We start from the raw sequence: 22175 nt of genomic DNA, 5'->3' as shown, positions 1-22175 counted from the left end.
TCCGTCCCAAGTACTACGCGTGCGTGCTCCCTGCCCCGCCTGCTCAGAACGCCAGCTGGGCGATCTCCTCCGCCACGATCGCGCAGGCGTCGGCGGCCGGGTCGATCAGGGGGAAGTGGCCGACGTCCGGGAGGAGGGTCAGGCCGACGGTCTCGCCCGCCTTCGCGGCCGCCTCGACGTAGGCGTCGGCGACGGCCTGGGGGACGACGATGTCGTCGCGGCCCTGGACGACCGCCGTCGCGATCCCGGTCGGCAGCAGCAGAGCCGGGTCCGTGTGCCGGGCGCGTACGTCGAACTCGCCGTCGCCGCCCAGGAGTTCGGTCACCGCCCCGCCGCAGACGCCGAGTTCCACGGCCCGGTCGAAGTGGGCGATGGGGGCGAGGGCGACCACACCGCGCAGCGCGGGCGGCGCGGGCAGCCGCCACGGGGCGTCGGGGGCGAGGACGTGACGGGCGGCCGCCCAGAGGGCGAGGTGGCCGCCTGCGGAGTGGCCGGTGAGCACGATCCGGCGCGGGTCGGCCTGCGGCAGGTGCTCGGCCGCCAGCCTCGGTACGGCGTCCAGGGCGGCGGCCACGTCGTCGAAGGTCTCCGGCCAGCGTCCCGCAACCGGTCCCGTACCGCCCTGCCGGGGGATGGTGCCGCCGCGCCGGTACTCGACGTTGGCGACGGCGAAGCCCCGCCGGGCCAGGAAGTCCACGAACGGGGTGAGGTGCTGCCGGTCGTACGGCGCCCGCCAGGCACCGCCGTGCAGCGCGACGACGAGCGGCGCCCGCTGCCGGCCGTCACGCGGCGCGTAGAAGTCGACGACCTGGTCGGGGTGATCGCCGTACGCTGCGGACGCGTCCGGGGCGACGGCCGGGTGCGAGAACGCCGACGCTTCTTCGGCGGCGTCGCGCGCGGCGGGGTCCGGCATGCTGTTCCAACCTCTCGGGGACGGGGCCGAATTGGCCTGACCTGCGGGGACCGTATCAGGACTGACGCCCCCACAGATCAAGCGATCATCGGACCGTCCGACCTCAGACGGCGGGCACCTCCGCCGGCGATTCCGCCGGTACGTCCACCAGGACCTCCGCCAGGATCCGCGCCGCCCGCTCCGCGTCCGCGAAGCCGACGTACAGCGGCGTGAAGCCGAACCGGAGCACGTCCGGGCGACGCAGATCGCCCACCACCCCGCGCCTGATCAGCTCCGCCATGACGGCCGGCGCCTCGGCGCACCGCAGCGCGACCTGGCTGCCGCGCTCGGCGTGCGCGCCGGGCGTGAGGGACGTGACGCGACCGGCCGGGACGTACGCCGCCACGCACTCCTCGAAGAAGTCCGTCAGGGCGAGGGACTTGGCCCGAACGTCCTCGACGGCGACCCCGTCCCAGACGTCGAGCGCCGACTCCAGGGCCAGCATCGACAGGATGTCGGGCGTCCCGACCCGGCCGCGCACCGCACCCTCGGCCGCCGCGTAGCCCGGGGTCATCCCGAACGGGTCGGCGTGCGAGTTCCAGCCGGGCAGCGGGGAGTCGAAGGCCGCCTGGTGCCGCTCGGCGACGTACAGGTACGCGGGCGAACCGGGGCCGCCGTTGAGGTACTTGTACGTGCAGCCGACCGCCAGGTCGACCCCGTGCTCCTCCAGGCCGACGGGCAGCGCGCCCGCGCTGTGGCACAGGTCCCAGACGGCGAGGGCGCCCGCCGCGTGCAGCGCGGCCGTGATCCCGGGCAGGTCGTGGAGGCGACCCGTCCGGTAGTCGACGTGGTTGACGAGCGCGGCGGCCGTGCGCGGACCCGCCGCGGCCGCGATCTCCTCGGGGGCGACCGGCACGATCCGGCGGCCGGTCATCCGGGCCGCGGACTGCGCGATGTACCCGTCCGTGGGAAACGTCGTCGCGTCGACCAGGATCTCGTCCCGGTCGTCGGTGCTCAGCCGGGTGGCCGCGACGACCGCCTTGAAGACGTTCACGCTGGTCGAGTCGCCGACCACGATCCGGCCGGGGGAGGCGCCGACGAGCGGGGCGATGCGGTCGCCGATCCGCTCGGGCGCGGTCCACCAGCCGCTCTCGTCCCAGGAGCGGATGCGCATACGGCCCCACTCGCGGGTGATGACGTCGGCCATCCGGTCGGGCACGTGCGCGGGCAGGGCGCCCAGCGAGTTGCCGTCGAGGTAGACGGTCTCCTCGTCCAGGACGAACTTCTCGCGGAGCTTGGCCAGCGGGTCGTGGGCGTCCCGGAGCAGCGCGTTCTCGCGCAAGGTCTCAGACATGGCTGCGCGCCGTCCACAGCTCGGGGAAGACGTTCTTCTGCGCCCGCTTCTCCAGCCAGGCCACGCCCGCGGAGCCGCCGGTGCCGGTCTTGGAGCCCATGGCCCGGCGGGTGGCGACGAGGTGGTCGTTGCGCCAGCGCCAGACCAGTTCGGCGACGTCGCTGAGTGCCTCGCCCAGCCGGACGAGTTCGGTGTTCTGGTCGGTGTCGGCGTATATGCCGGCCCAGATCTCCTCGATCTGCGGGGACGGCTCGTACTTCTTCGCCAGGTCGCGGTCGAGCACGTCCTGCGGCACGGGCAGCCCGCGCCGGGCGAGCAGCCTGAGGACCTCGTCGTACAGGCTGGGCTCCTGGAGCGCCTTCTCCAGCTCGGCGTGGACCCGGGGCGCACCGCGGTGCGGCACCAGCATCGACGCGGACTTCTCGCCGAGCAGGAACTCCATGCGCCGGTACATCGCCGACTGGAACCCGGAGCCCTCGCCGAGGGCCGCGCGGTAGGAGTTGAACTGGGCGGGGGTGAGCTGGGCCAGCGGCCGCCAGGAGTGGTTCAGGGCCTCCAGCTCGCGCACGGAGCGCTTGAGCGCGTCCATCGCGACGGGGATCCGGTCCTCGCGCAGCGCGCGGCTCGCGGTCTCCCACTCGTGCACGATGACGGTGAACCACAGCTCCATGACCTGGGTGGTGACCAGGAAGACCATCTCGCCCGGGTCGTCGGAGCGGAGGTGCTGGAGGTGGGTGAGTACGTCCGCCTGTACGTAGTCCTCGTACGGCGTCGTGCCCGCGAAGTCGAGGTTCGGCGCGTCGACCGATCCGGCTCCGGAGGCATCGGGGAAGGTGGACATTTCTGTCTCCTCGATACGCAACTACCGGGTAGCGGTCCGCTCCTTCCGTGAGAGAAAGTGGAGCCCCGGTCCCCTCGGGCCCGCCCGCCTCGTCGCGCGCGGTCCCATGCGCATCATGGCACGATCGGGCCCTCTATGTAGCTCCCGTCTTCGTCATACGGATGCGCGTTCGAACGGCAGCCCTTGAGCCCCTTGATCTGCTGCATCATCACCGGCGCGAGCTTCCCCGGGCCCGGGCAGGTCATGTGCGTCCGGATGCCTATCTCGTGCCCGACCTCGTGGTTGATGATCAGATGCCGGTACTCGGCGGGGGTGCCGGTGAACGTCGGCGAGCCCAGTACCCAGCGCTTCAGGTTCACCACGACGCCCTGGGTCGTCTCGCAGTTCAGCTCCCCGTGGGTGTTGAGGCCCACGGCGAGACAGAGCCGGTCGGCGGTGGTCGGGGTGGCGATCCGGATGACGAAGTCGGCGTCCTCGGTGACCAGCTGGAACCTGCCCCGGCCGTGCGCGGCCCAGCCGCGCGGGTGGGCCAGGATCCGCTCGATCTCGGCGGCCGCCTCGGCGGCGGAGATGTCCAGGCCTTCCTCGACCTGCACGCGGTAGCGGCGCAGGGTGCCGCCCGTGCCGACGGCCTTGCCGGACGTCCCGGCGCTGGCGAAGGTACCGGGGCCGCTCGCGGGCACCGTCGTCTTCTTGGGCTTGGGTTTCGGCGTCGGCTTGGCCGTGGTCCGCGCCGGCGTCGGGGTGGTGGCCTTGGGGGTGGTGGGGGCCGCCGTGGTCGGCTCACGCGTCGGCGGGGCGGCGGCCCTGGGCGCGTCCGGGCCCGGGTCCCCGGTGCTGTTGTAGTGCGCGAGGGCGGCGCCCCCGCCGAGCGCGAGCGTGACGAGCGCGAGGGTCGGCAGGACGAGGCGGCCCAGGGGGCTGCGGCGTCGTCGGCGACTCTGGCGTCGTCCCCGGCTCGCGGGTGCGGCGGCGCGCTTGCCCAAGACAGACTTCTCCCCTGCGTCGGCCGGTTGGGGGGAAGAGGGTGGGGCCTCTGTGCCGGCTGCTCTCGGTACAACGGTCCGAAGGATCGTACCGGCCCCTTCGAACAGCCTCGAACGCACCGCGCCGCGCGACCCGGGGGCCGCGCGGCGCGTCGTGCGTACGGAACGGGTCAGCCGAGGGTCTCGGCCGCCGTCTCCGAGGAGTCCCGCAGGAACGTCGAGCAGCGCTCGTACTCGTCCTTCTCGCCGATCTCCCCGGCCGCCCGCGCCAGCCGCGGTTCGGCTCGTGCTCCCAGGAGAATGGTGGAAGATGTACCCGGAAGGGAGAGGGGATCACGACATGACCGAGCAGGAGTGGCTGGACGACCTCGCGGCCCAGCTGCCGGAGCGGAGCCTGGAATGGGTGTCGGAGCTTGCCAGTATCTGCTCCACGGAGTGGACGGGCGACAAGCCACCGACGGGGGAGAACTGCCCGCCCTGCGCGGCGACTGTCCCCCTTCATGACGGCGACGCTTCGACGGCGACCGGCGAGCCGACGGGGTTCCAGGCCCCCTCGCAAACCGACGGGAGCTGACTCGATGACCCCTTCGCCCGAGGTTCGCTCAAGATCACACCCACCTGCCTGATGTTCGTACAGGCCGTAGACCGCCCTTACTGACACGTAGTGGCACACGTTGTTCAGCGCGCTGTGTCTGGGACAGCGCCCGCCTCACAGAGGGAAGCCGCGGTGTTTCGTCGCCGACAGCTTCAGTGCGAGGGCGAAGAGGGCCGCTGCCACTAGCCATGCACCCATGCTTCGGGCCGGGTAAAGAGCGAGGGCCCACCACGTGTGGGAAGCGTGCCCACCGGCATCGTAGGCGCGGCCGAGCATGAGATTGAGAATGAGGAACAGAAGTCCAGCGGCCGCCGCGGCCGCCTCGTTGGCCAGTCGCCATACGACGAGGGCGAGGGCAAGGAGGAGGGTGATGTTGCGGGCGACGTCCATTCCGACCACCAGACCGGCGCCGTGCGCGAGCACCGCGGTGAGGACCACGGCGCCCTGGTCGAAACGGCGGATGGGGGCGACTGCTGTGCTCTCTGCTTCGTGCAGTCGGCGTTCCAGGCAGTACATGACGGCGACGACGATCACGACCGGGGTGAAGTAGGCGACGCGTGCGCCGGACATGCCGCCGGTCAGACTCGGAACGGGAACCTCGCTGGACCCCACTGTCCCGCTCACCAGAACGAGCAGGAGGAGCGCCGAGGGCACGATCCACCAGCGGCGTACGACGATCACATAGCGGTTCATGAGACGACCTGGGTGCAGTGCTTGCCGCTCGCTGCCGTCTTGTCGAACCAGTCGAGCTGTTCCTTGGAGGGAAGGCGGCGGACCTCTTCGAGGTTGGCCCAGTCGGTGTCGAGCATCGCCTGCCGCATGTTCTGTTCGTCCACTCCGACCACCAGGGCGGCCCAGGCGGTTGCGACTGCGCTGGGCTGTCGACAGTCCGGCGCACCCGCGAGCGCGGCTGTGCCGACTACTGCCGACTGGGCCAGACTTATCGCGTACTGGTTGGGGTCGGGCTGGGAGTGGGCAGGCGGGAGGGACCAGTACAGCGGCCATGTACCCGGCTTGAGCGGGACCGCATCGGAGGTCAGGCGGAGTTCTTCAGGCGAGGTGAGGCCGGCGGCTTTGAGCCGAGTGAGGGGAACCAGCGCATCCCGGCGCAGCTGCTCGGCGTACTTCTGGAATTCCGGCGGCACACAGACCCGTGGTGCGTCTCCCACGCAGTTCATGGCGACGTTTCGGGGGCTCGTCGGGCGTTGGTAGCCCCAGTCGGCGACCACGATGCGACCGGTGACGAACGTGATCGCCAGCACGAGGACGCCGGCGGCTATGCCCCATGCGCGTCGCCGCATATGGACGAATAGCCAGAGGGCCAGGGCCACCCCGGCGACGACGGCCCACGGCACGGTGTACGCGGCAGGCAAGCGAACATCGGTGACGGTCGACGTCCCGTCGATGAAGCCACCGAGGTGGCGCACCCAGGGGGTGGCCAAGGTGTGCGGTAGGGAAAGCCAGGCCCAGCAGCCGATCCCGGCGATGGGCGCCGCGATACTCCTGGGCAGGACCTCCCCCAGGCACCAACCGATGATCAGCCAGCCGAAGGGGAGCACGATCAGATGCGCCACGGCGAGCCACCCGGCATCGCCCGGCCACACACCCGCAGCCCTGCGGGCCATCACGAGCGCCCCCGCGATGAGGAGGAGGTGCAGGACCAATACGGGGGTGACGGCCCAGAGAAGCTGTTGGGGAAGGCGACGTGCGCTGGTGGTTCGCATGGCGCCCAGTAGGCGGTGGCGGCCCCCTTCCCATGCGGCGGCCCCAGCCACCGCCGGAGCGATGATCGCCATGCCATATGCGGCGAGCTCACCAGACTCCACCCCGTAATGCGACGGCGTGGTGTAGGTGACATCGTCGATGTACAGACCGGCATAGAACAAGGCAGGCAGAGCCAGCCACGGTGCGGCCGAGGAACGGAGGTTCGCCCAGCTGATCATTCGGTCGCCCCCAGCAGCGACGCGTACGCGCTCTCCAGGCGTCGCCCCGGCGCGCAGTCCGGTTGGGCATGAGCGGCGAAGTCCTCGACCGCCCCGCTGAACCTCGACCGGCCCGACTCAAGGACGACAACCTCGTCGAAGGCTTGGTCGATATCGCCGATGTCATGGGTGGAGACGATCACGTGGACCGTGCCGCGCAACGAGGTCAGCAAGTCGAGAAACCGGCGTCGCTGGTGCGGGTCCAGTCCCACGGTAGGCTCGTCGAGCAGCAGCAACTCGGCGTCGTGGACAAGCGCTTGAGCAATTGCGATCCGCTGCTGCTGACCGCCGGACAACGTCTTGATCTTGTTGTTGATCTTGTCCGTGAGTCCGACCCTCTCGATCGCCTCCGGCGCCGCACGCCAAGCTTCACGCTCCCGCATGCCCTTGAGCCAGCCCACGTATGCAACATGCTCTCTGCATGTCAGTCCTGGCAGAAAGCCAGGACGCTGCGGCAACCAGGACACCTTGCGGCGGTATGCCCGCAGGTGCCTGCGGCTGGCCGGGTCCAGCCGTCCGTAGCGGACGAGTCCCGACTGCGGCTTCGAGGCGCTGGCGCCGAGGGAGAGCAGAGTGCTCTTGCCTGCGCCGTTGGGTCCGAGAAGGACTGTGTGACCTGGTGAGAACTCCAGATCGAGCCGGTCGAGGACGGGGCGTGATGTGCGAGGGTAACGGAAGGTACAAGACTCATAGTGCAAGGGCATGGGTGGTACCTCGGCGCCGGAGAGAGGTACCTCGGGCCCCACTCGCACAGGGTGCGTGGGGCCGGAGGAACAGGATCGTCAGTAGGAGACGGTAAGCGACTTGACCCAGAGCTTCAGGTTGACCGCAGCCTCGTTGACGGCGAAGTAGTAGTCCCCGGAGCCGTGATCGGACCAGTTGCCAGTCGAGGTCGAGGTGCTGCTGGCGAAGCAATTTGTGAACAGTGCCGTCGCGTAGGCCGGGTCGGGCCCGAACGTGTCCTTGCGGAGGCGGACTTCGGCGCCGCTGCCGCCACTGCAGCCTGTGAACTTGATCGTGGTGGCGCCGCCGGTGTCGTACCAGCGGCGGGATTCGTAGCCGGGACCGACTCCCGACAGGTAGCTGGACCAGCTCGATGCCTGAGCGGGCGCGGTGAGGAGGCCGAGCACAGCGGCAGCACCGAGGGTGACGGTGCCTATTCGCCGACCAGACTCACGCAGAGCGGTGAGACGTGTAGATCTCACGTGGTTCCCCCCCTTGGGATAGCTGACATGGACGACTGGGACCGTATGTGGGCCATGGCAAACGATCAATGCACTTTGGTGTTTTCGGCCATGAGTTCGTCACATTCGCCGCTGCTGGGGCGACTGGAAGACCGCTGGCCCGGTCGCAACCTCGGTACAGATGGGTGACTCTAGCTACTATCCGGATACTTCTCCTCCAGTTAGGTGATTGTCGTGGGCGCCACCAGCCTTTTCCTTGACGGTTGTTCGGCAGGGCGGGATCCCCATTGGTGAATGCATAGATACGTTCCGGATGTCAGGCTGGAATGAACCGGCTCCGTGCATCCAAAACCAGCCGTATCTGAACCAGCTGAAATTGGCGCTTTCGCACACTCTCCGAGCCTGCGGCTCCGCTTCATTGCTGTCCCGCGCAACCGCCGGCCGTAGCGATACAGGCACGGCCGACGGTTGCGCGGCGGGCTCAGGACGAGGCCGCAGCCGCAGCTTCGCGGCCTCGGCGGGTGCGGCGGGTGCGGCGGGTGCGGCGGGTGCGGCGGGTGCGGCGGTGGAGGATCTCGTCGAAGGTAGCGCGGGCGTTGGTGGGGTCGATGTAGTGCATGGCCAGGTTACGTGGGTCGCCCTTGCCGGCACGGGCCGCAGCGTCGTGCCGTCGGCAGGCGCCGACCAGGCGGCACCGCCGCCCGGCGGGCGCAGGTGGTACGTCGTGGCGGAGCCCTGGCCAGGGAGAGCGACCACGACGCCGACACGGCAGGTGCGGGCGGTGTCGGCGGCGAGGTCGCCGAGCTGCGGCTCGAAGGGGGCCGCCGTTCTTAACTCACGTCCCTGGGAAGGGAGATGGGGAGCAGGTCGTCCGGTCATGGCTCTGAAGGTAGGGACGGCTCAGCCCCCGAATATGAGCCGGAGGAATACGACCCCTATCCGTCCAGGTGAAAACGGTCGGACATGCGCCGCAACTTCTCCGAAACCCAGCCCTGCGACTTTCCCAGAGCCGTGGCCAGATCGGCCTGCGGCATCCCCAGCCGCAGCCTCGCCCTGCGGACGCGCCGGCCGATCTCCTCGGCTTCCTCCAGCATCAGGACACCTCCCCAACCGCCGGACGTCCGTGCGGGCTGCGCCGGTCTGTCCGTACAGAGTTCGTCACCAGCACGGTACCCAGGACGCCGCGTGCGCGGGAGGCAGTTGCCGGGCAAGTGGTCCGGGGCTGCGCTCCGTACTCCCAAGGGCCGCCTCTGAACGGGCTGCGCCCTGTTCCCTTACGGAGCGAACATGTCGGCCGATCAACGTCGGCGCACGCGTGGTGGCTGCTGCATGGCGGCCGGTGTGGCTGCCGGCGCGTGGGCTGTGGTGGTGGGGAGTCGTGTGGTGCTGCGGGCCATGGCTGCCTGGGCGAGGGGGCCGGGTGTGTGGCGTTGGCCGAGGCGGTGGATGCGCCAGGTCAGGGCTCGGGCGGGGTTGCGGGCGTCGTCGAGGGTGCGTTGGCCGAGGGCCTGGTCGAGGACGGTGGCCGCGTTGTGGCCGCCCGCTTCCGCCCCGGCGAGGGCGGTAGCGAGGGCGTCCATCCCACCCCTGAACGACACGGCCCGGCCGGGGTTGCCGCCCCACCAGCCGAGGCCAGAAGAGGACTCACCCCTTGCGTCGACCTGCAACACCCACGGCCTCCGCACCGACTCCGCATTCGGACGCCGTTCTCCCACGCCGCCCTCGCCGTGTCGCACCACCATGTTCCCGCCCAACCGGCGGCCACAGTGGCGTGACGCGGGAGGCCGGGCTCTTTGACTGAGGACGAATGGCTGCGCCGAGTGGAAGCCCAGCTCCCCGACCGGGATGAGGAGTGGGTCGACGACCTTCTCCGCATCTTCGGCATAGACCGGTCGTGAACGAACGAAGCCGGGCCCCAGTTGCCATGGGGCCCGGCTTCATTCGTCACCTCGTCACCTGAGCACCGGCTCGATGTCCGCCGGGTCGAAGATCGGCCCGTTGGACGAGGGCTTGACGATGACCGCGCGGAAGACCTTGAGGACGGCGGCGCGCTGCTGCTCGATCGTCAGCTTCTCCCACCGCTCCCGGATGTCGACGGGGCCGGCCGCGAACGTCGCAGCCTCGGCGCGATGCAGGGCCCGCTCCCGCTGCAGTTCCGCGATCTGCTTCTCCAGGTCTTCGGTGAGCGCGATATAGCGGGCGGCCGACATACGCTTCTCCTGCCACGCCTGCTTGAACTCGGCCATGTCCCGTTCCAGCGAAGCCAGCTGCTCCTCCTTGGTCCACTCCGGCGCGCGTTCACGGACGTTCGCGAGCGCCTTGTCCGAGCTGAGGAACACGGCCTTCCTGATGAGGCGGTCGACCGGTTCACCCGCCCTGGCCACTCCCCCGCATCCGCCGTCGTTCTTGCCAGGACACGCGTACCTGAACTGCGACGACGTCTTCGACTTCCGGTACGACGGGAAGGCCCGCATCTTGGCCCCGCACCTTCCGCACCGCGCGATGCCGGAGAGGAGGTACTTGGTGGCGTAGTCCCGTACCTCCCGCCCCTCCGACTCCCGCCTGACCTTCTCCGTGAGCAGGTACCAGTCGTCGGGAGGGATGATCGGCTCCCAGTCGCCGACGACGGGCTCACCGTGTTCGTCCAGGAACAACTCCCCCTGGTGCATCCGGTAGCCGCAGATCCGCGGGTTCATCAGCATCCGCTTGATCTTCGAGTCGTCGAAGAAGCCGCCACTGTGGGACCTGACCCCCTTGTCCCGCCAGTCACGCGCGATCGACGCCCACCGGATACCGCCCAGGAAGTCCTTCACCGCCTTGCGGAGGTGCTCGGCCTCTTCCTGGACCAACGTCCTGCGGTCCTCGCGGTTCCATCCGTACGGTGCCCGACCGCCGGGGAGCCTGCCCTGCGTCGCCAGCTCCAGGTGCTTGCGCTTCGTGCGCCGCGAGGTGTCCGCCGAGGACTTGTTGGCGATGGTGACCTTGATCCGCGCGATGAACCGGCCGTTCTCCGTGGAGAGGTCGATGTCCGACGCGGAGACGGAGTCGAAGACGAGGTGGCGCTTCCCGCGCTCGGCGTCCTCGTACTCGTCGATCCACGCCTCCAGTTCGCGCGGCTGGCGCGTGAAGCGGTCGATGTCCCAGGCGACGACCCCGTCGATCCGCCCGGCCTTCAGGTCTTCCAGCATCTGCCGGAACTCGGGGCGTACCGTCTTCCGCTTGTACGCGGACAGGTCGTTGTCCTCGTAGACCTTGGCGACCTCCCACCCCCGGGCTGCACAGTGCAGTCGGCAGTCCTCCTCCTGCCGCGCGACGCCGAGGCCCTCGGCTTCGTCGTCCTTGCTGATCCGGGTGTAGATGCCCACCTGTATGGCCCCGGAGGACCCCCGTCGTGCCGCCATGCGCCGGATCGTCGCATATCGCAATTGGTTACATCAAGCGCCGTTCTTGTCCCCCCTTGGGCCACGGCCGATTTTCCTCGTGGGCATCCCGGACGCCCGTCCCCGAGTGGCAGACTGCTCCCATGACGACGCACAAGAACCTGCTCGGCGGCCCGGAGCCGACGTATCTGCCGGAGAACGAAGAGGCGTACCGCCTCCTGGGCGAGGAGTCCCGGCCGCCGGCCGAAGTGGTGGCGAAGGATCCCACGTTCTCGCTCGCCTGGGCGATGCTCGCCGACGACGCCTTCGAGGCGGGGCGAGTGGTCGAGTCGTACGCGTACGCGCGCACCGGCTACCACCGAGGTCTGGACGCGCTGCGCCGGGCCGGGTGGAAGGGACATGGCCCCATCCCTTGGGACCACCGGGCCAATCGCGGGTTCCTGCGCTGCCTCGCCGCCCTCGCTCGCGCCGCCGGCGAGATCGACGAGAAGGACGAGACGGAGCGGTGCTGGCAGTTCCTGAAGGACAGCAGCGCCGAGGCGTACACCGAGCTGAAGCGGTAACGATCACCGCAGGTGCGACTTCTGTGTCGCCGTCACTCAGGCAGCGACGGCGGCACGGAAAGCGGAAATTGCACGATCACATGTAGCGCCGTTCTCCCACGGCACCGGGCCGTGGCCCTTCCAGCCGCTGCGCCGCAGCGCGTCCAGGCCCCCGTGGTAGCCGGTGCGGGCGTAGGCGTACGACTCGACGACACGACCGGCCTCGAACGCCTCGTCGGCGAGCTGGGCCCAGGCCAGCGAGGACGTCGGGTACTTCGCGGCGACGTCCGTAGGCGCCGTGCCGGCCGCGAGCAGCTCGCGCGGCTCCGGGTCGTCGGGCAGGTGGGTGGGGGGCGGTCCCCCCAGCAGGTTCTCGTGGATGGCCATGGGCCAAGTCTGCCTCAGCGGAGAGTCGTCGTTCGCGGGAGAGTCGTCGTTCGCAGGAGAGCCATCGCTCGCGGGAGAGTCATCGCTCGCGCTCGGTCTTCTGCTCCCCCGGGTCCAGCGGCGGCGAGGTGACCCCGCAGTGGACCTTGCACTCGGGATGGCAGTCCGCCTCGACGGCCGGCTTCCGCACGGTCGCCCAGGCCAGGACCGCGCCGGCCACCATCAGCCCGGCGCACATCGGCATCGCCCGCCGGAACGTCTCCCCGAACTCCTCCGCCGAGCGGTACGCCTCCGGCCCCATCCCCGCGAGCGCCGGCAGCGCCGCGACCGCCAGGAGGCCGGCGGCCCGGGCCGCCGCGTTGTTGATCCCGCTGGCCAGGCCCGCCCGCGCCACGTCCACCGAGGCGAGGACGGTCGCGGTCAGCGGGGCCACCAGGACGGTCAGGCCGAGGCCCAGCACTGCCATGGCCGGCAGCACGTCCTCGACGTACGAGGCGTCCTCACCGACCCGCAGCATCAGGATCATGCCGACCGCGCACAGCAGCGGCCCCACGGTCAGCGGGATCCTGGGCCCGATCTTCTCGCCCAGCTCGCCCGACTTCGCCGACAGGAGCAGCATCAGGATCGTCGTCGGCAGCATGGCCGTGCCCGCCGCGAGCGCCGAGTAGCCGGAGACGACCTGGAGCTGGAGTGCGGCCAGGAAGAAGAAGCCGCCGAGCGCCGCGTACACGCACAGCGTCACCAGGTTGACCACGGTGAACTGGCGCGACGCGAAGATCGACGGCGGCACCATCGGCTCCTCCCGGCGCCGCTCCAGGACGACGAACGCCGCCCCGACCACGACCCCGAGCCCGCCGGCCCACCACGCCTCGGCGATCAGCGCGTACGTCACCAGGGCGAGCGCGGCCGCCCCGAGGAAGGCGCCGAGCACGTCGAAGCGGCCGTGGGCGGACTCGTCGCGGGACTCGGGCACATGACGCAGCGCGACCGGCACGCACAGGATGGCCAGCGGCACGTTCAGCAGGAACACCCACCGCCAGCCGGGACCGTCGACCAGCCAGCCGCCGACGAAGGGCCCGATCGCCGCGCCGACCCCGCCGAAACCGGACCAGAGCCCGACGGCCTTGGCCCGGTCGTCCGGGTGGAAGCTCGCCTGGATCAGCGCGAGCGAGCCGGGGGTGAGCAGTGCGCCGCCGACGCCCTGGAGGGCACGGGCGGCGATCAGGACCCCCGCGTTGGGCGCGAGCCCGCACAGCAGCGAGGCGGCGGCGAACCACACGATCCCGATGACGAAGACCCGGCGCCGCCCGTACCGGTCCCCCAGCGCCCCGCCGAGCAGGATCAGCCCGGCGAGGGTGAGCATGTAGGCGTTGACGGTCCACTGGAGCACGGCCATGTCGGCGTCGAGGTCCTCGCCGATGTGGGGCAGGGCGACGTTGACGACGGTGGAGTCGAGCAGCGCCATCCCCGAACCGAGCACGGTGGTGAAGACGATCCACCGCCCGGTGCGGGAGCTCAGCCGGATGTCCATGCCTGCCATGGTCCTCGCGGGGGCGGAGCCGTGCACGTCAGGTCACGCGGAGCCGGTTCGCCGCCCGTACCAGCGCGTCCACGCCCCGTTCCGCCTTCTTGCGCGGACAGCCGACGTTCAGCCGGACGAAGCCGGGCTCGCCGTAGACGCTGCCCGGCATGATCGCGACCCGCTCGGTCTCCACCAGGTCGAGCTGGAGCGCTGTGTCGTCGATGCCGAGCGGGCGCAGGTCGATCCAGGCCAGGTAGCCGGCCTGCGGGGGTGTCCAGGTCACGCCCGGCAGACCCTGCGTGAGCCGCTCTTCGAGGAGCCGCATCGTGCCGGCCACGTACGCCCGCAGCTGGTCCAGCCAGGGGGCGCCGTGCCGGTAGGCGGCGATGTGGGCGGTCAGCGAGAGGACGGCCGGGGAGGCGAGGCCCTCGCCGGTCTCCATGCGGCGGATGAACGCGGTCCGCTCGCCGGGGTCGCCGACGATCCCGTACGAGCCGCTCAGCGCCGGGAAGTTGAAGGCCTTGGTCCCGGAGGTGATCAGCGCCCAGCGGCGGACCGCCGAGGTCTCGGCGAAGCGGATGAAGGGCAGGTGGCGGTGGCCGTCCGCCACCAGGTCCGCGTGGATCTCGTCGCTGATGACGGCGACCCCGTGGCGCTCGGCGAGCCGCGTGAACTCCGCGAGCTCCTCCTCCCGCCACACCCGTCCCGTCGGGTTGTGCGGCGAGCAGAGCAGCAGCAGCCGGCTGTCCGGCCGCGCCAGCTCCGCGTCCAGCGCCGCGAGGTCCCCGACCGGTACGCCCCGCAGCTCGCGCCCGAGGCCGGTGACGGCCTTGCGGAAGCCGTCGTACGTCGGGGTGTGCACGACCACGCCGTCGCCGGGCTCGGTCCACATCTGGAGCAGCTGCGAGAGCTGGCTGAGGACGGACGGCGCGTAGACGAGGGTCTCGATGTCGATCGCGGTGTCGTGACGGGTCGCGTACCAGTCGCGGATCGCCTCGCGGAACTCGCCGAGCCGCCAGTCGGTGTAGCCGAACACGCCGTGCTCGACCCGTTCCGTCAGGGCGCTCAGCACCTCCGGCGGGGAGGCGAAGTCCATGTCGGAGATGGTGAAGGGGAGCAGGTCGGACACGCCGAAGCGGTCCGCGATGCCGTCCCACTGGACCGACCAGGTGCCCTGCCGGGCTATCTCGCGGTCGAAGTCGTACCTCGTCGTCGTCACTCGGACCTCCCTCGAAACACGGAGGGCCCGACACCACGCGGTGCCGGGCCCTTCGTCAACGGATCGAAACCGCCGTGCTTACTTCAGCTTCGTGCCGGTCGAGCGCAGCGCGGCACACGCCTCGGCCACGCGGGTGGCCATGCCGGCCTCGGCGAGCTTGCCCCAGGTGCGCGGGTCGTAGGTGGACTTCTTGCCGACCTCGCCGTCGACCTTCAGGACGCCGTCGTAGTTGCGGAACATGTGGTCCACGACCGGACGCGTGAAGGCGTACTGGGTGTCGGTGTCGAGGTTCATCTTCACGACGCCGTTCTCCAGCGCGGTGGCGATCTCCTCGGCGGTGGAGCCGGAGCCGCCGTGGAAGACGAAGTCGAACGGGTTGGCCTTGCCGAAGCGCTCGGCGACGCCCGCCTGGAGGTCCTTGAGCAGCTCGGGGCGGAGGACGACGTTGCCCGGCTTGTAGACGCCGTGCACGTTGCCGAAGGAGGCGGCGAGCAGGTAGCGGCCCTTCTCGCCCAGGCCCAGGGCCTCGGCGGTGCGGATCGCGTCGTCGACCGTGGTGTACAGCTCGTCGTTGATCTCGTGGCTGACGCCGTCCTCCTCGCCACCGGTCGGGGTGATCTCGACCTCGAGGATGATCTTGGCGGCGGCGGCCTTGGCGAGCAGCTCCTGGCCGATGGCCAGGTTGTCGGCGAGGGTCTCGGCGGAGCCGTCCCACATGTGCGACTGGAAGAGCGGGTTCTGACCGGCCTTGACGCGCTCGGCGGAGATGTCGAGCAGCGGGCGGACGTAGCCGTCCAGCTTGTCCTTCGGGCAGTGGTCGGTGTGCAGCGCGACCGTGATGTCGTACTTGGCGGCGACGATGTGCGCGAACTCGGCCAGGGCGACGGCGCCCGTGACCATGTCCTTGTTGTGCTGGCCGCCCAGGAACTCGGCGCCACCGGTCGAGATCTGGATGATGCCGTCGCTCTCGGCCTCCGCGAAGCCGCGCAGCGCGGCGTGCAGGGTCTGGGAGGAGGTCACGTTGATGGCCGGGTAGGCGAACTTGCCTGCCTTCGCCCGGTCGAGCATCTCGTTGTAGACCTCGGGGGTTGCGATGGGCATTCGTCCGCTCCTTGTGATGTGCGGGTGGGTGCGTTACTTGACCCTGACCTGGGGCGACGTCATCGTCGGGGCCCATCTTTCCAGACTCTTGTGCGGACACCGAGACGTGCGGGGCGGAGCGTTTCACGTGAAACACTCCGCCCCGACCAAAGCCCCAGGTCAGAGACGCCGACAGGACGTCCCGGGACCTAAGTCACGACTTCGCCTCGGTCACTCCGCGTCGATCAGGCGAGACCCAGCTCGTCCAGCGCGAAGGCGTAGAGGTACGGCACGCCCGCCGTGGTGCTGATCTTCTCGCCCGCGCCCGTCGCCCGGTCCACGATCGTGGCGACCGCGACGACCTCGGCACCGGCCGCGCGGGCGGCCTCGACGGCGGTCAGCGGGGAGCCGCCGGTGGTGGAGGTGTCCTCGACGATCAGGACCCGGCGGCCCTTGATGTCCGGGCCCTCGACCTGGCGCTGCATCCCGTGCGCCTTGGCGGCCTTGCGGACGACGAAGGCGTCCAGGCGCTTCCCCTGGGCGGCGGAGGCGTGCAGCATCGCCGTCGCGACCGGGTCGGCGCCGAGCGTCAGGCCGCCCACCGCGTCGAACTCCAGCTCGGCGGTCAGGTCGAGCATGACCTGGCCGACGAGCGGAGAGGCGGCGCCGTCCAGCGTGATCCGGCGCAGGTCGACGTAGTAGTCGGCCTCCAGACCCGAGGAGAGGGTCACCTTGCCGTGCACCACGGCCTTGTCCTTGATCTGCTGGAGCAGGTCAGCGCGTACGTCAGTCATGCTCACGAGCTTAGGGCCTCCCCTTCGGCCGTCCGTTTCCCCTAGGGCCTCTCGAGCCGCCGCCAGGCGAGGGTGGTCGCGATCTCCAGCGGCTCGATCGGGGTCACGTACCGCGGGAGCGTGTTCAGGCCGTTCGGCGGGCCGGACTGCGGCTCCACACAGACGGCCGCCTCCTGCTCGTCGTAGATCACGACCCACGGGGCGCGGCTGGTCACCTTCAGCTCCAGCTGCTCCGGCCAGGTGAGCGTGACGTCGACGCCGTCCGGCATCCCGAAGCAGTCGTCCCAGGGGCCCGGGGTGGGGCCGATCCGCCGCCCGGTGGGGAGGTGGTCCTCGCCGCGCTCCTCCTGCCAGTCGGGCGTGAAGTCGAGCCGGACGGGCGCGCCGCCGTCGAGGGTCCGGTTGAACCAGGGGTGCCAGCCGGCCTGCGCCGGGAAGGAGGCGTCGTACGTCTCCACCCCGAGCTGCAGCGTGAGCGTGTCCTCGGTGAGCGCGAAGGTCTGGGTGACCCGGCCGGTGTACGGCCACGGGTCCCCGAGCTCGTAGATGAACGCCGCCGTGCGCGCCCCGTCGGCGTCCGCCGTCCTGGCCGCCTTCCACACGCTGTCGCGGCCGGTGCCGTGGATCGCGTGCGGCGGCGAGTTGAGGGGCATCTGGTGCTTCACGCCGCCGTCGCGGAACTGGCCCAGCTCAATCCGTCCGCACCAGGGCACCATCGGGAAGCATCCGTACCGCTCGCCCTGGCGCAGCAGCTCCCTGCCGCCGATGCGCAGGCTCTCGATCCGGCAGCCGTTGTCGGGGTTGATGGTCAACTCGGCGTCGCCCGCCGTCAGTCGCGTCTGCTTGCTCACGCCCCGACAGTAGACGGGGTTCAGCGCTTGCGGCGCAGCGCCCGGCCGACGACGACCGCCGAGGCGATCGCGAGGGCGGCGGCGGGCGCGATCCAGCGCAGGGTGGCGCCGGCCGTGCTGGTCTCCGGGGCGGGGACGGGGGCGTACCGGCCACGGGGCGGCGCGTGGTCGACCTCTTCGGCGCTCCGCCCGATCATCGTCCGGCGGGCATGCGCGGCCTCGGCGGCCGGGGGTTCGGCGGGGTACTCGACGGGCGCGTCGCCGTCCTCGAAGTCGCCGCCCTGGAAGGGGTCCAGGGAGTGCGGGGGGACGGGCGTCTCGAAGACGGACGGCGGCGACGACTCGGGCCGGCGGGGCTCCTCGACCCCGTCGTCGACCCCGTCGCTGTCGCTGTCGGCCTCGTCGTCGAGGTCGGTGTGGGCGTCGGTGAGGTCGGTATCGGTGTCGGAGTCGGAGTCGGCGGCCGAGTCGGAGTCGGCGGCCGAGTCGGTCTCGGAGTCGGCGGCCGAGTCGGGCGCGTGGGTGTCCGAGGAGTCGACGGCCGCGCCAGGGCTCTCCTTCGCCTCCCCGGGGCGCTCCTTCGTCCCGCCGCCACCGTTCTCCGCGGCGGCGGCCAGCGCGGTCGCGAACCTCTCGATCAGCCGCTGGGCCGCCGACTCCCGCGCCTCCTCCGGGAGGTCGGCGAGCCGGCCCTCGGGCTTCACGGTGCCCGTGAAGGTGAGCGTCGTCCCGTCGGCCACCGGGGTGAGCCCGATCGACAGGGAGAGCCGCACCGTGCCCTTGCCGCGGACTTCGGTGCCCCGGCCCTCGACGGCGAAGGCCCCGCGCTGCTCGGCCAGGCGCAGCGCGCCCTGGTAGGTGATCGTGTGGCCGCCGGCCCGGATCCTCAGCCGGCCCGCGAGCGGGCCCGCCTCCGCGTCGGCGTCCTGCTGGAGGCCGGGGACGCAGCGCGCCACCCGTGCGGGGTCCGTCAGGGTCTCGCGGAGAACCTCGGCCGGTACCGGAACGAACACCTCATGCTCCATGGAAGCCGAGCCTACTCAGCCCGGGCGCCGCCGTCGCCTGTTCGCCCCGGTCCCGCGCCCCGGCCCGCGCCCCGGGCCCCCGCCGACAGCCCTGGTCGGCCGCTCAGCCGCCGTAGCGCGGGTGGACCAGTGTCGACGGCGGGGGCGGGGCGGCCCGCTCGTCCCGGGTGCGCTCGACGGCCCGGACACCCGTCACCAGGGACCCTGCCGTCAGGGACCGCAGCGGGGGCGTGCCGGCGGGGAGGGCCAGCTCGGGCGGGTACGTGCCGGCCCCCGCGAGGAGGTACCCCCAGTCGGCCGCGCCGACGTCCCCCGCCGCTCCCGCGTCCGCGCCGCCCGAGCGGTCCGCGCGGTCGGGGCCCGCGGCCAGGTACGCCCCGCTGCCGTGCGCGCTGTAGGGGCGGGTCGCGAAGCCGGCGGCGCGGAGGGTGGAGTCCACGGTCCAGTACGTACGGGGGGAGGCGGCGGCCGAACCGGCGTGCACGACGAGCCGCCCGTCGTCCGCGAGGACCCGGGCGGCCAGGCCGTAGAACTCCTCCGAGTACAGCTTGGCGCCGGCCGAGATGCCCGGGTCGGGGAGGTCCGAGATCACCACGTCGTACCGCTCGCGCGGCCCCTCGCCCCGGCCCCCGCGCCCGCCCGCCCCCGGCGCGGGCCCGGTGGTCGCCGTCTCGCGCAGCCAGCGGAAGGAGTCCGCGAAGGCGATCCGGACGCGCGGGTCGTGCAGGGCGTGGCCGTTGAGCGCGGTGAGTTCGGGGTGGGTACGGGCGAGCCGGGCGATGCCGGGGTCGATCTCCACGACGGTGACCGAGCGGACCCCGGCGTGGCGCAGCACCTCACGGGCGGCGAGGCCGTCGCCGCCGCCGAGGATGAGCACGCGCGCGTGCGGCCCGTTCATCGCAGGGTGGACCAGCGATTCGTGGTAGCGGGAGGCGTCCGCGCCGCCGGCCCGCAGCCGGCCGTCCACGAAGAGGTCCGGCACGCTGCCGCGCTCCCCCGTCACCACCACGTCCTGGAGGTCGGTGCGCACGGCGACCCGCACGTCGTCCCCGTACACCGCGCGGCGGGCGGCGTCCTCGAAGTCGTCGACGAGGAGGGTCCCGGTGGCGAGGACGGCGAGGACGGCCACGTTCGCGCCGATCAGCAGCGCCCGGGAGCGGCAGGTCAGGTCGCGCCGGAACAGCCACAGCACCAGGCCGCCGCCCGCCACCGCGTTCACCGCGCCGGTGACGAGCGCGCCGGTGAGCTGGCCGAGCCAGGGCAGCAGCAGGAACGGGAAGGCGAGGCCGCCGACCAGCGCGCCCACGTAGTCGGCGGCGAAGAGGTCGGCCACTGTCCCGGCCGGATCGGCGGCGCTGTCCTTCTCCCGCGCGCCGGCCAGACGGGCCGAACGCGCCGATTCGGCACGCTGGATCAGCGACATGAGGAGCGGGATCTCCGCACCGATGAGGACTCCGATGGCGAGCGAGAACGCCACCAGGACGTACCGCGCCTCGCCCAGCCAGGCGAAGGCCGCGTACAGCACGAGGGCGGAACAGCCGCCGATCAGCGCGAGACCGCACTCGACCAGGCCGAAGCCGACGGCGGCACGGCAGCGCAGCCGCTTGGCGAGCAGCGAGCCGACGCCCATCGCGAAGACCATCACGGAGAGCACGACGGAGGCCTGCGTGACGGAGTCACCGATCAAGTACGAGGCGAGAGCCACCAGTTCCAGCTCGTAGACGAGACCGCAGGCGGCGCAGACGAAGACGACGACCAGGACCGGATACCGCACCGTGCTCGGCCGAACGGGCAGCCGCGTCACCCTCTTGGGTGGCATCGTCAGGGGCGGATCGATCATGTTCGTAACGCTACGTCACACATCTGTCGCCGCTTGTCACCCACACGAGTGCACCTAAGGCGTACGGGAGGCGCGTTACAGCGCGGCGGACATACGTGCGCCGACCTGCGTCCGCGTGACCACCAACTGTCCTTCCTGCGGGTACGCGTGCCAGGTGCGCCACCGCACCTGACCCTCGTGGCGCTGTGCCAGCATCGCCGTGAAGGCGTGCGGGGAGCCGGGGAACGTCCCCGCGAGGCCGTTGGGATGGTCGGCGACGAGCGCCAGCAACTCCTGGGCACGGCCCGCGAAGGAGCCGTGGTTGAGCTTCTCGACGCGGGCGGCGAATTCGTACTCCCATCCGCCGATCCGCTTGGACACACCCAGCGGCAGCGGCGTACTGCTGCCGGGCATACAGGCGACGGTCTCCGAGCAACGGCGCTCCTCTTCCTCCAGAAGCACCTGGTGAGAGGCGCCGAGCAGGCGCAACTGCAGCTTGGCGCCGGTCAGTTCGAGGTCGAGCACGGCGAGGGCGGGCAGCGGCTCGCGCCCGAGAGCCCAGGCCAGATCGGCCGCACGGGTGTCGGTATAGGAAGTTTTCAGGGTCGTGAGCATGGGTCGGCTCCGCAAACACGGTTTGACGGGTGGGCCGGGGGCGCCCCGGAGAAGGGTTCAACGGGAGTGGGGGATCGCCGACTCGGGTCCACACATGGTCCGAGGGCTGTCTCTATCAACAGTGAGGGAATCACGGACTTCGAGCGACTCGCAGCGTTTTTACCCAACTTGCTGTGGTTTCCATCCCCTTCGGGGACCCCACAGTTCAATTGTTCAAACGAACCCGGCCCCCAGGCTCCAACACGAAGGTGCCCGGCGGATGTTGGAACGCCGGGCACCTGGTGCTCGCGGGGGCGACTGCCCCGTGACAGTCGCTCCCGAGTCGATCACCCCCGGTCAGTCGCCGCCGCCGCCCCCTCCGCCGCAGCCACCGCCGCCACCGCAGGACGAACCGCCGTCCGAACCGCAGCCGCCCCCGCCACCGTCCGACCAGCCACCACGCCGCCTGCCCCGCCGGCTGCCGCTGATCGCGGACACCACGCCCACCGCGATCATGAAGACGATGAACATCGCGAAAAGGATTTCCATCTGTACCACCCCCGTAGGTCTGTGCGAGGGGGATGCCCGATCCGGCACGCGCCCAAAGCGCACTTGAGGAAGTTCAGAGCCTTCTCGCGGGGCAACGGCCCCTGACATGCGCAGAAGGGCAGTTCAGGGGCCGTCCGCGGGTCACTGGGCCGCCTGTGGGCCGTGGTCTTCCTGAGATATGCGCTGGAACACCGAGTCGATGGCTCAGGGCATGTACGGGCGGCATGGTGGCGACGCCGACGGGCGGACGCACCGACTCAGACTTTCGATCACGACAAGAACAGACTCTGACAGATTGGCGCATTTCATGTCGGCAACCTTTCAGGACCTCCAACTGGCTGTCACGCACGTGATGAGCCACCCTCGCCTCCTCGACGTCGTAAGGGAGCTGGACAACGATCCGGAAAGGCTCTCGTCGGCGAACCAAGACCCCCACAAGTACCTCGGCACCATGGGATTCCAGGTGCCGCCCGAGTGGACCGTGCAGTTCTCCAAGAACAGCCCCCTCACCATCAGAGTCTGCGTGAACAGCCACTGCGTGTCGGTGAGCGTCGAGTTGGTCTAGTAACGCAGTGCCCT

General features: G+C 70.8%; 22 protein-coding genes and 4 pseudogenes. 3 read left to right on the top strand and 23 right to left on the bottom strand.

The features are described from left to right. Positions 1–43: 43 nt before the first annotated feature. From ACF09C_RS11145 to ACF09C_RS11125, 5 genes and pseudogenes are all read right to left on the bottom strand, one after another. Positions 44–913, bottom strand: a complete 870-nt coding sequence (locus tag ACF09C_RS11145) for an alpha/beta hydrolase (RefSeq protein WP_392091064.1) — start codon at positions 911–913, stop codon at positions 44–46. Between the two features lie 103 nt (positions 914–1016). Then, positions 1017–2246 (bottom strand): kynureninase, encoded by a 1230-nt coding sequence (gene kynU, locus ACF09C_RS11140; RefSeq protein WP_392091062.1) that lies wholly within the window; start codon positions 2244–2246, stop codon positions 1017–1019. Then, entirely contained in the window at positions 2239–3087 is an 849-nt protein-coding gene (locus ACF09C_RS11135; protein WP_392091061.1) for a tryptophan 2,3-dioxygenase family protein, read from the bottom strand. The genes kynU and ACF09C_RS11135 overlap by 8 nt, the downstream gene beginning before the upstream one ends. Positions 3088–3200: 113 nt before the next feature. After that, positions 3201–4073, bottom strand: coding sequence for a DUF3152 domain-containing protein (locus ACF09C_RS11130; protein WP_392091059.1), 873 nt, complete (start codon positions 4071–4073; stop codon positions 3201–3203). A gap of 170 nt (positions 4074–4243) precedes the next feature. After that, positions 4244–4377 (bottom strand): annotated as a pseudogene (locus ACF09C_RS11125) (DUF3151 family protein); the annotation flags it as partial. A gap of 36 nt (positions 4378–4413) precedes the next feature. Here ACF09C_RS11125 and ACF09C_RS11120 point away from each other — a divergent pair. Then, the gene (locus tag ACF09C_RS11120) at positions 4414–4647 is read left to right on the top strand and encodes a hypothetical protein (protein ID WP_392091058.1); all 234 of its coding nucleotides are present in this window, start codon (positions 4414–4416) and stop codon (positions 4645–4647) included. A gap of 135 nt (positions 4648–4782) precedes the next feature. On the opposite strand, the gene ACF09C_RS11115 is transcribed toward ACF09C_RS11120, so the two are convergent. From ACF09C_RS11115 to ACF09C_RS11080, 8 genes and pseudogenes are all read right to left on the bottom strand, one after another. After that, complete coding sequence (locus ACF09C_RS11115; protein WP_392091057.1) at positions 4783–5349, bottom strand: hypothetical protein; 567 nt, start codon at positions 5347–5349, stop codon at positions 4783–4785. Positions 5350–5357: 8 nt separating this feature from the next. Next, positions 5358–6611, bottom strand: coding sequence for a hypothetical protein (locus tag ACF09C_RS11110; protein ID WP_392091056.1), 1254 nt, complete (start codon positions 6609–6611; stop codon positions 5358–5360). Beyond that, entirely contained in the window at positions 6608–7354 is a 747-nt protein-coding gene (locus ACF09C_RS11105) for an ABC transporter ATP-binding protein (RefSeq protein WP_392091055.1), read from the bottom strand. Before ACF09C_RS11105 ends, ACF09C_RS11110 begins: the two co-directional genes overlap by 4 nt. A gap of 78 nt (positions 7355–7432) precedes the next feature. Further along, the gene (locus ACF09C_RS11100) at positions 7433–7855 is read right to left on the bottom strand and encodes a hypothetical protein (RefSeq protein ID WP_392091054.1); all 423 of its coding nucleotides are present in this window, start codon (positions 7853–7855) and stop codon (positions 7433–7435) included. Positions 7856–8315: 460 nt separating this feature from the next. Further along, entirely contained in the window at positions 8316–8453 is a 138-nt protein-coding gene (locus ACF09C_RS11095; RefSeq protein WP_392091053.1) for a hypothetical protein, read from the bottom strand. Positions 8454–8802: 349 nt separating this feature from the next. Continuing rightward, positions 8803–8928 (bottom strand): annotated as a pseudogene (locus tag ACF09C_RS11090) (transcriptional regulator); the annotation flags it as partial. 204 nt (positions 8929–9132) lie between these two features. Beyond that, positions 9133–9411: pseudogene (locus ACF09C_RS11085) on the bottom strand (mobilization protein); the annotation flags it as partial. 375 nt (positions 9412–9786) lie between these two features. Then, positions 9787–11235 (bottom strand): recombinase family protein, encoded by a 1449-nt coding sequence (locus ACF09C_RS11080; RefSeq protein ID WP_392091052.1) that lies wholly within the window; start codon positions 11233–11235, stop codon positions 9787–9789. Between the two features lie 122 nt (positions 11236–11357). Between ACF09C_RS11080 and ACF09C_RS11075 the strand changes: the two genes are divergently transcribed. Further along, positions 11358–11777 (top strand): DUF3151 domain-containing protein, encoded by a 420-nt coding sequence (locus ACF09C_RS11075; RefSeq protein WP_392091051.1) that lies wholly within the window; start codon positions 11358–11360, stop codon positions 11775–11777. 90 nt (positions 11778–11867) lie between these two features. Here ACF09C_RS11075 and ACF09C_RS11070 read toward each other — a convergent pair. The 10 genes and pseudogenes from ACF09C_RS11070 to ACF09C_RS11025 all read right to left on the bottom strand — a co-directional run. Beyond that, a pseudogene (locus tag ACF09C_RS11070) lies at positions 11868–12143 on the bottom strand (DUF3151 domain-containing protein); the annotation flags it as partial. A gap of 79 nt (positions 12144–12222) precedes the next feature. Further along, positions 12223–13674, bottom strand: coding sequence for an MFS transporter (locus tag ACF09C_RS11065; protein ID WP_392091049.1), 1452 nt, complete (start codon positions 13672–13674; stop codon positions 12223–12225). A gap of 37 nt (positions 13675–13711) precedes the next feature. Continuing rightward, positions 13712–14884, bottom strand: a complete 1173-nt coding sequence (locus tag ACF09C_RS11060; protein ID WP_392091048.1) for a MalY/PatB family protein — start codon at positions 14882–14884, stop codon at positions 13712–13714. A 78-nt stretch (positions 14885–14962) separates the two neighbouring features. Continuing rightward, positions 14963–15985, bottom strand: coding sequence for a class II fructose-bisphosphate aldolase (fbaA, locus tag ACF09C_RS11055; RefSeq protein ID WP_362005831.1), 1023 nt, complete (start codon positions 15983–15985; stop codon positions 14963–14965). Positions 15986–16209: 224 nt separating this feature from the next. Further along, positions 16210–16758, bottom strand: coding sequence for an orotate phosphoribosyltransferase (gene pyrE / locus ACF09C_RS11050; RefSeq protein ID WP_362415009.1), 549 nt, complete (start codon positions 16756–16758; stop codon positions 16210–16212). A 41-nt stretch (positions 16759–16799) separates the two neighbouring features. After that, positions 16800–17609, bottom strand: a complete 810-nt coding sequence (locus ACF09C_RS11045) for an aldose 1-epimerase (RefSeq protein ID WP_392091047.1) — start codon at positions 17607–17609, stop codon at positions 16800–16802. A 20-nt stretch (positions 17610–17629) separates the two neighbouring features. After that, complete coding sequence (locus tag ACF09C_RS11040; RefSeq protein ID WP_392091046.1) at positions 17630–18634, bottom strand: SRPBCC family protein; 1005 nt, start codon at positions 18632–18634, stop codon at positions 17630–17632. A gap of 103 nt (positions 18635–18737) precedes the next feature. Continuing rightward, the gene (locus tag ACF09C_RS11035) at positions 18738–20474 is read right to left on the bottom strand and encodes a polyamine aminopropyltransferase (protein WP_392091045.1); all 1737 of its coding nucleotides are present in this window, start codon (positions 20472–20474) and stop codon (positions 18738–18740) included. Positions 20475–20549: 75 nt separating this feature from the next. Beyond that, on the bottom strand, positions 20550–21068 hold the full coding sequence (locus tag ACF09C_RS11030) for a DUF2617 family protein (RefSeq protein WP_392091044.1): 519 nt from the start codon (positions 21066–21068) through the stop codon (positions 20550–20552). Positions 21069–21404: 336 nt separating this feature from the next. Beyond that, complete coding sequence (locus ACF09C_RS11025; protein WP_392091043.1) at positions 21405–21596, bottom strand: hypothetical protein; 192 nt, start codon at positions 21594–21596, stop codon at positions 21405–21407. Between the two features lie 307 nt (positions 21597–21903). Here ACF09C_RS11025 and ACF09C_RS11020 point away from each other — a divergent pair, with 307 nt between their 5' ends. Next, the gene (locus tag ACF09C_RS11020) at positions 21904–22161 is read left to right on the top strand and encodes a hypothetical protein (protein WP_392091042.1); all 258 of its coding nucleotides are present in this window, start codon (positions 21904–21906) and stop codon (positions 22159–22161) included. Positions 22162–22175: the final 14 nt, after the last annotated feature.

Source organism: Streptomyces sp. NPDC014870, from assembly GCF_043081505.1.
GTDB lineage: Bacteria > Actinomycetota > Actinomycetes > Streptomycetales > Streptomycetaceae > Streptomyces.
Note: the sequence above shows the minus strand (reverse complement) of the source record. Positions and strands in the feature narration are given on the sequence as shown.

What these genes read in the sequence shown, in the direction of transcription:
- ACF09C_RS11110 (WP_392091056.1), bottom strand. Translation starts at nt 6,611, where the DNA reads ATGATCAGCTGGGCGAACCTCCGTTCCTCGGCCGCACCGTGGCTGGCT.
- ACF09C_RS11080 (WP_392091052.1), bottom strand. Translation starts at nt 11,235, where the DNA reads ATGGCGGCACGACGGGGGTCCTCCGGGGCCATACAGGTGGGCATCTAC.
- ACF09C_RS11035 (WP_392091045.1), bottom strand. Translation starts at nt 20,474, where the DNA reads ATGATCGATCCGCCCCTGACGATGCCACCCAAGAGGGTGACGCGGCTG.
- ACF09C_RS11120 (WP_392091058.1), top strand. Translation starts at nt 4,414, where the DNA reads ATGACCGAGCAGGAGTGGCTGGACGACCTCGCGGCCCAGCTGCCGGAG.
- ACF09C_RS11075 (WP_392091051.1), top strand. Translation starts at nt 11,358, where the DNA reads ATGACGACGCACAAGAACCTGCTCGGCGGCCCGGAGCCGACGTATCTG.
- ACF09C_RS11025 (WP_392091043.1), bottom strand. Translation starts at nt 21,596, where the DNA reads ATGGAAATCCTTTTCGCGATGTTCATCGTCTTCATGATCGCGGTGGGC.
- ACF09C_RS11095 (WP_392091053.1), bottom strand. Translation starts at nt 8,453, where the DNA reads ATGCACTACATCGACCCCACCAACGCCCGCGCTACCTTCGACGAGATC.
- ACF09C_RS11145 (WP_392091064.1), bottom strand. Translation starts at nt 913, where the DNA reads ATGCCGGACCCCGCCGCGCGCGACGCCGCCGAAGAAGCGTCGGCGTTC.
- ACF09C_RS11020 (WP_392091042.1), top strand. Translation starts at nt 21,904, where the DNA reads ATGTCGGCAACCTTTCAGGACCTCCAACTGGCTGTCACGCACGTGATG.
- ACF09C_RS11030 (WP_392091044.1), bottom strand. Translation starts at nt 21,068, where the DNA reads ATGCTCACGACCCTGAAAACTTCCTATACCGACACCCGTGCGGCCGAT.
- ACF09C_RS11040 (WP_392091046.1), bottom strand. Translation starts at nt 18,634, where the DNA reads ATGGAGCATGAGGTGTTCGTTCCGGTACCGGCCGAGGTTCTCCGCGAG.
- ACF09C_RS11135 (WP_392091061.1), bottom strand. Translation starts at nt 3,087, where the DNA reads ATGTCCACCTTCCCCGATGCCTCCGGAGCCGGATCGGTCGACGCGCCG.
- kynU (WP_392091062.1), bottom strand. Translation starts at nt 2,246, where the DNA reads ATGTCTGAGACCTTGCGCGAGAACGCGCTGCTCCGGGACGCCCACGAC.
- ACF09C_RS11105 (WP_392091055.1), bottom strand. Translation starts at nt 7,354, where the DNA reads ATGCCCTTGCACTATGAGTCTTGTACCTTCCGTTACCCTCGCACATCA.
- ACF09C_RS11065 (WP_392091049.1), bottom strand. Translation starts at nt 13,674, where the DNA reads ATGGACATCCGGCTGAGCTCCCGCACCGGGCGGTGGATCGTCTTCACC.
- fbaA (WP_362005831.1), bottom strand. Translation starts at nt 15,985, where the DNA reads ATGCCCATCGCAACCCCCGAGGTCTACAACGAGATGCTCGACCGGGCG.
- pyrE (WP_362415009.1), bottom strand. Translation starts at nt 16,758, where the DNA reads ATGACTGACGTACGCGCTGACCTGCTCCAGCAGATCAAGGACAAGGCC.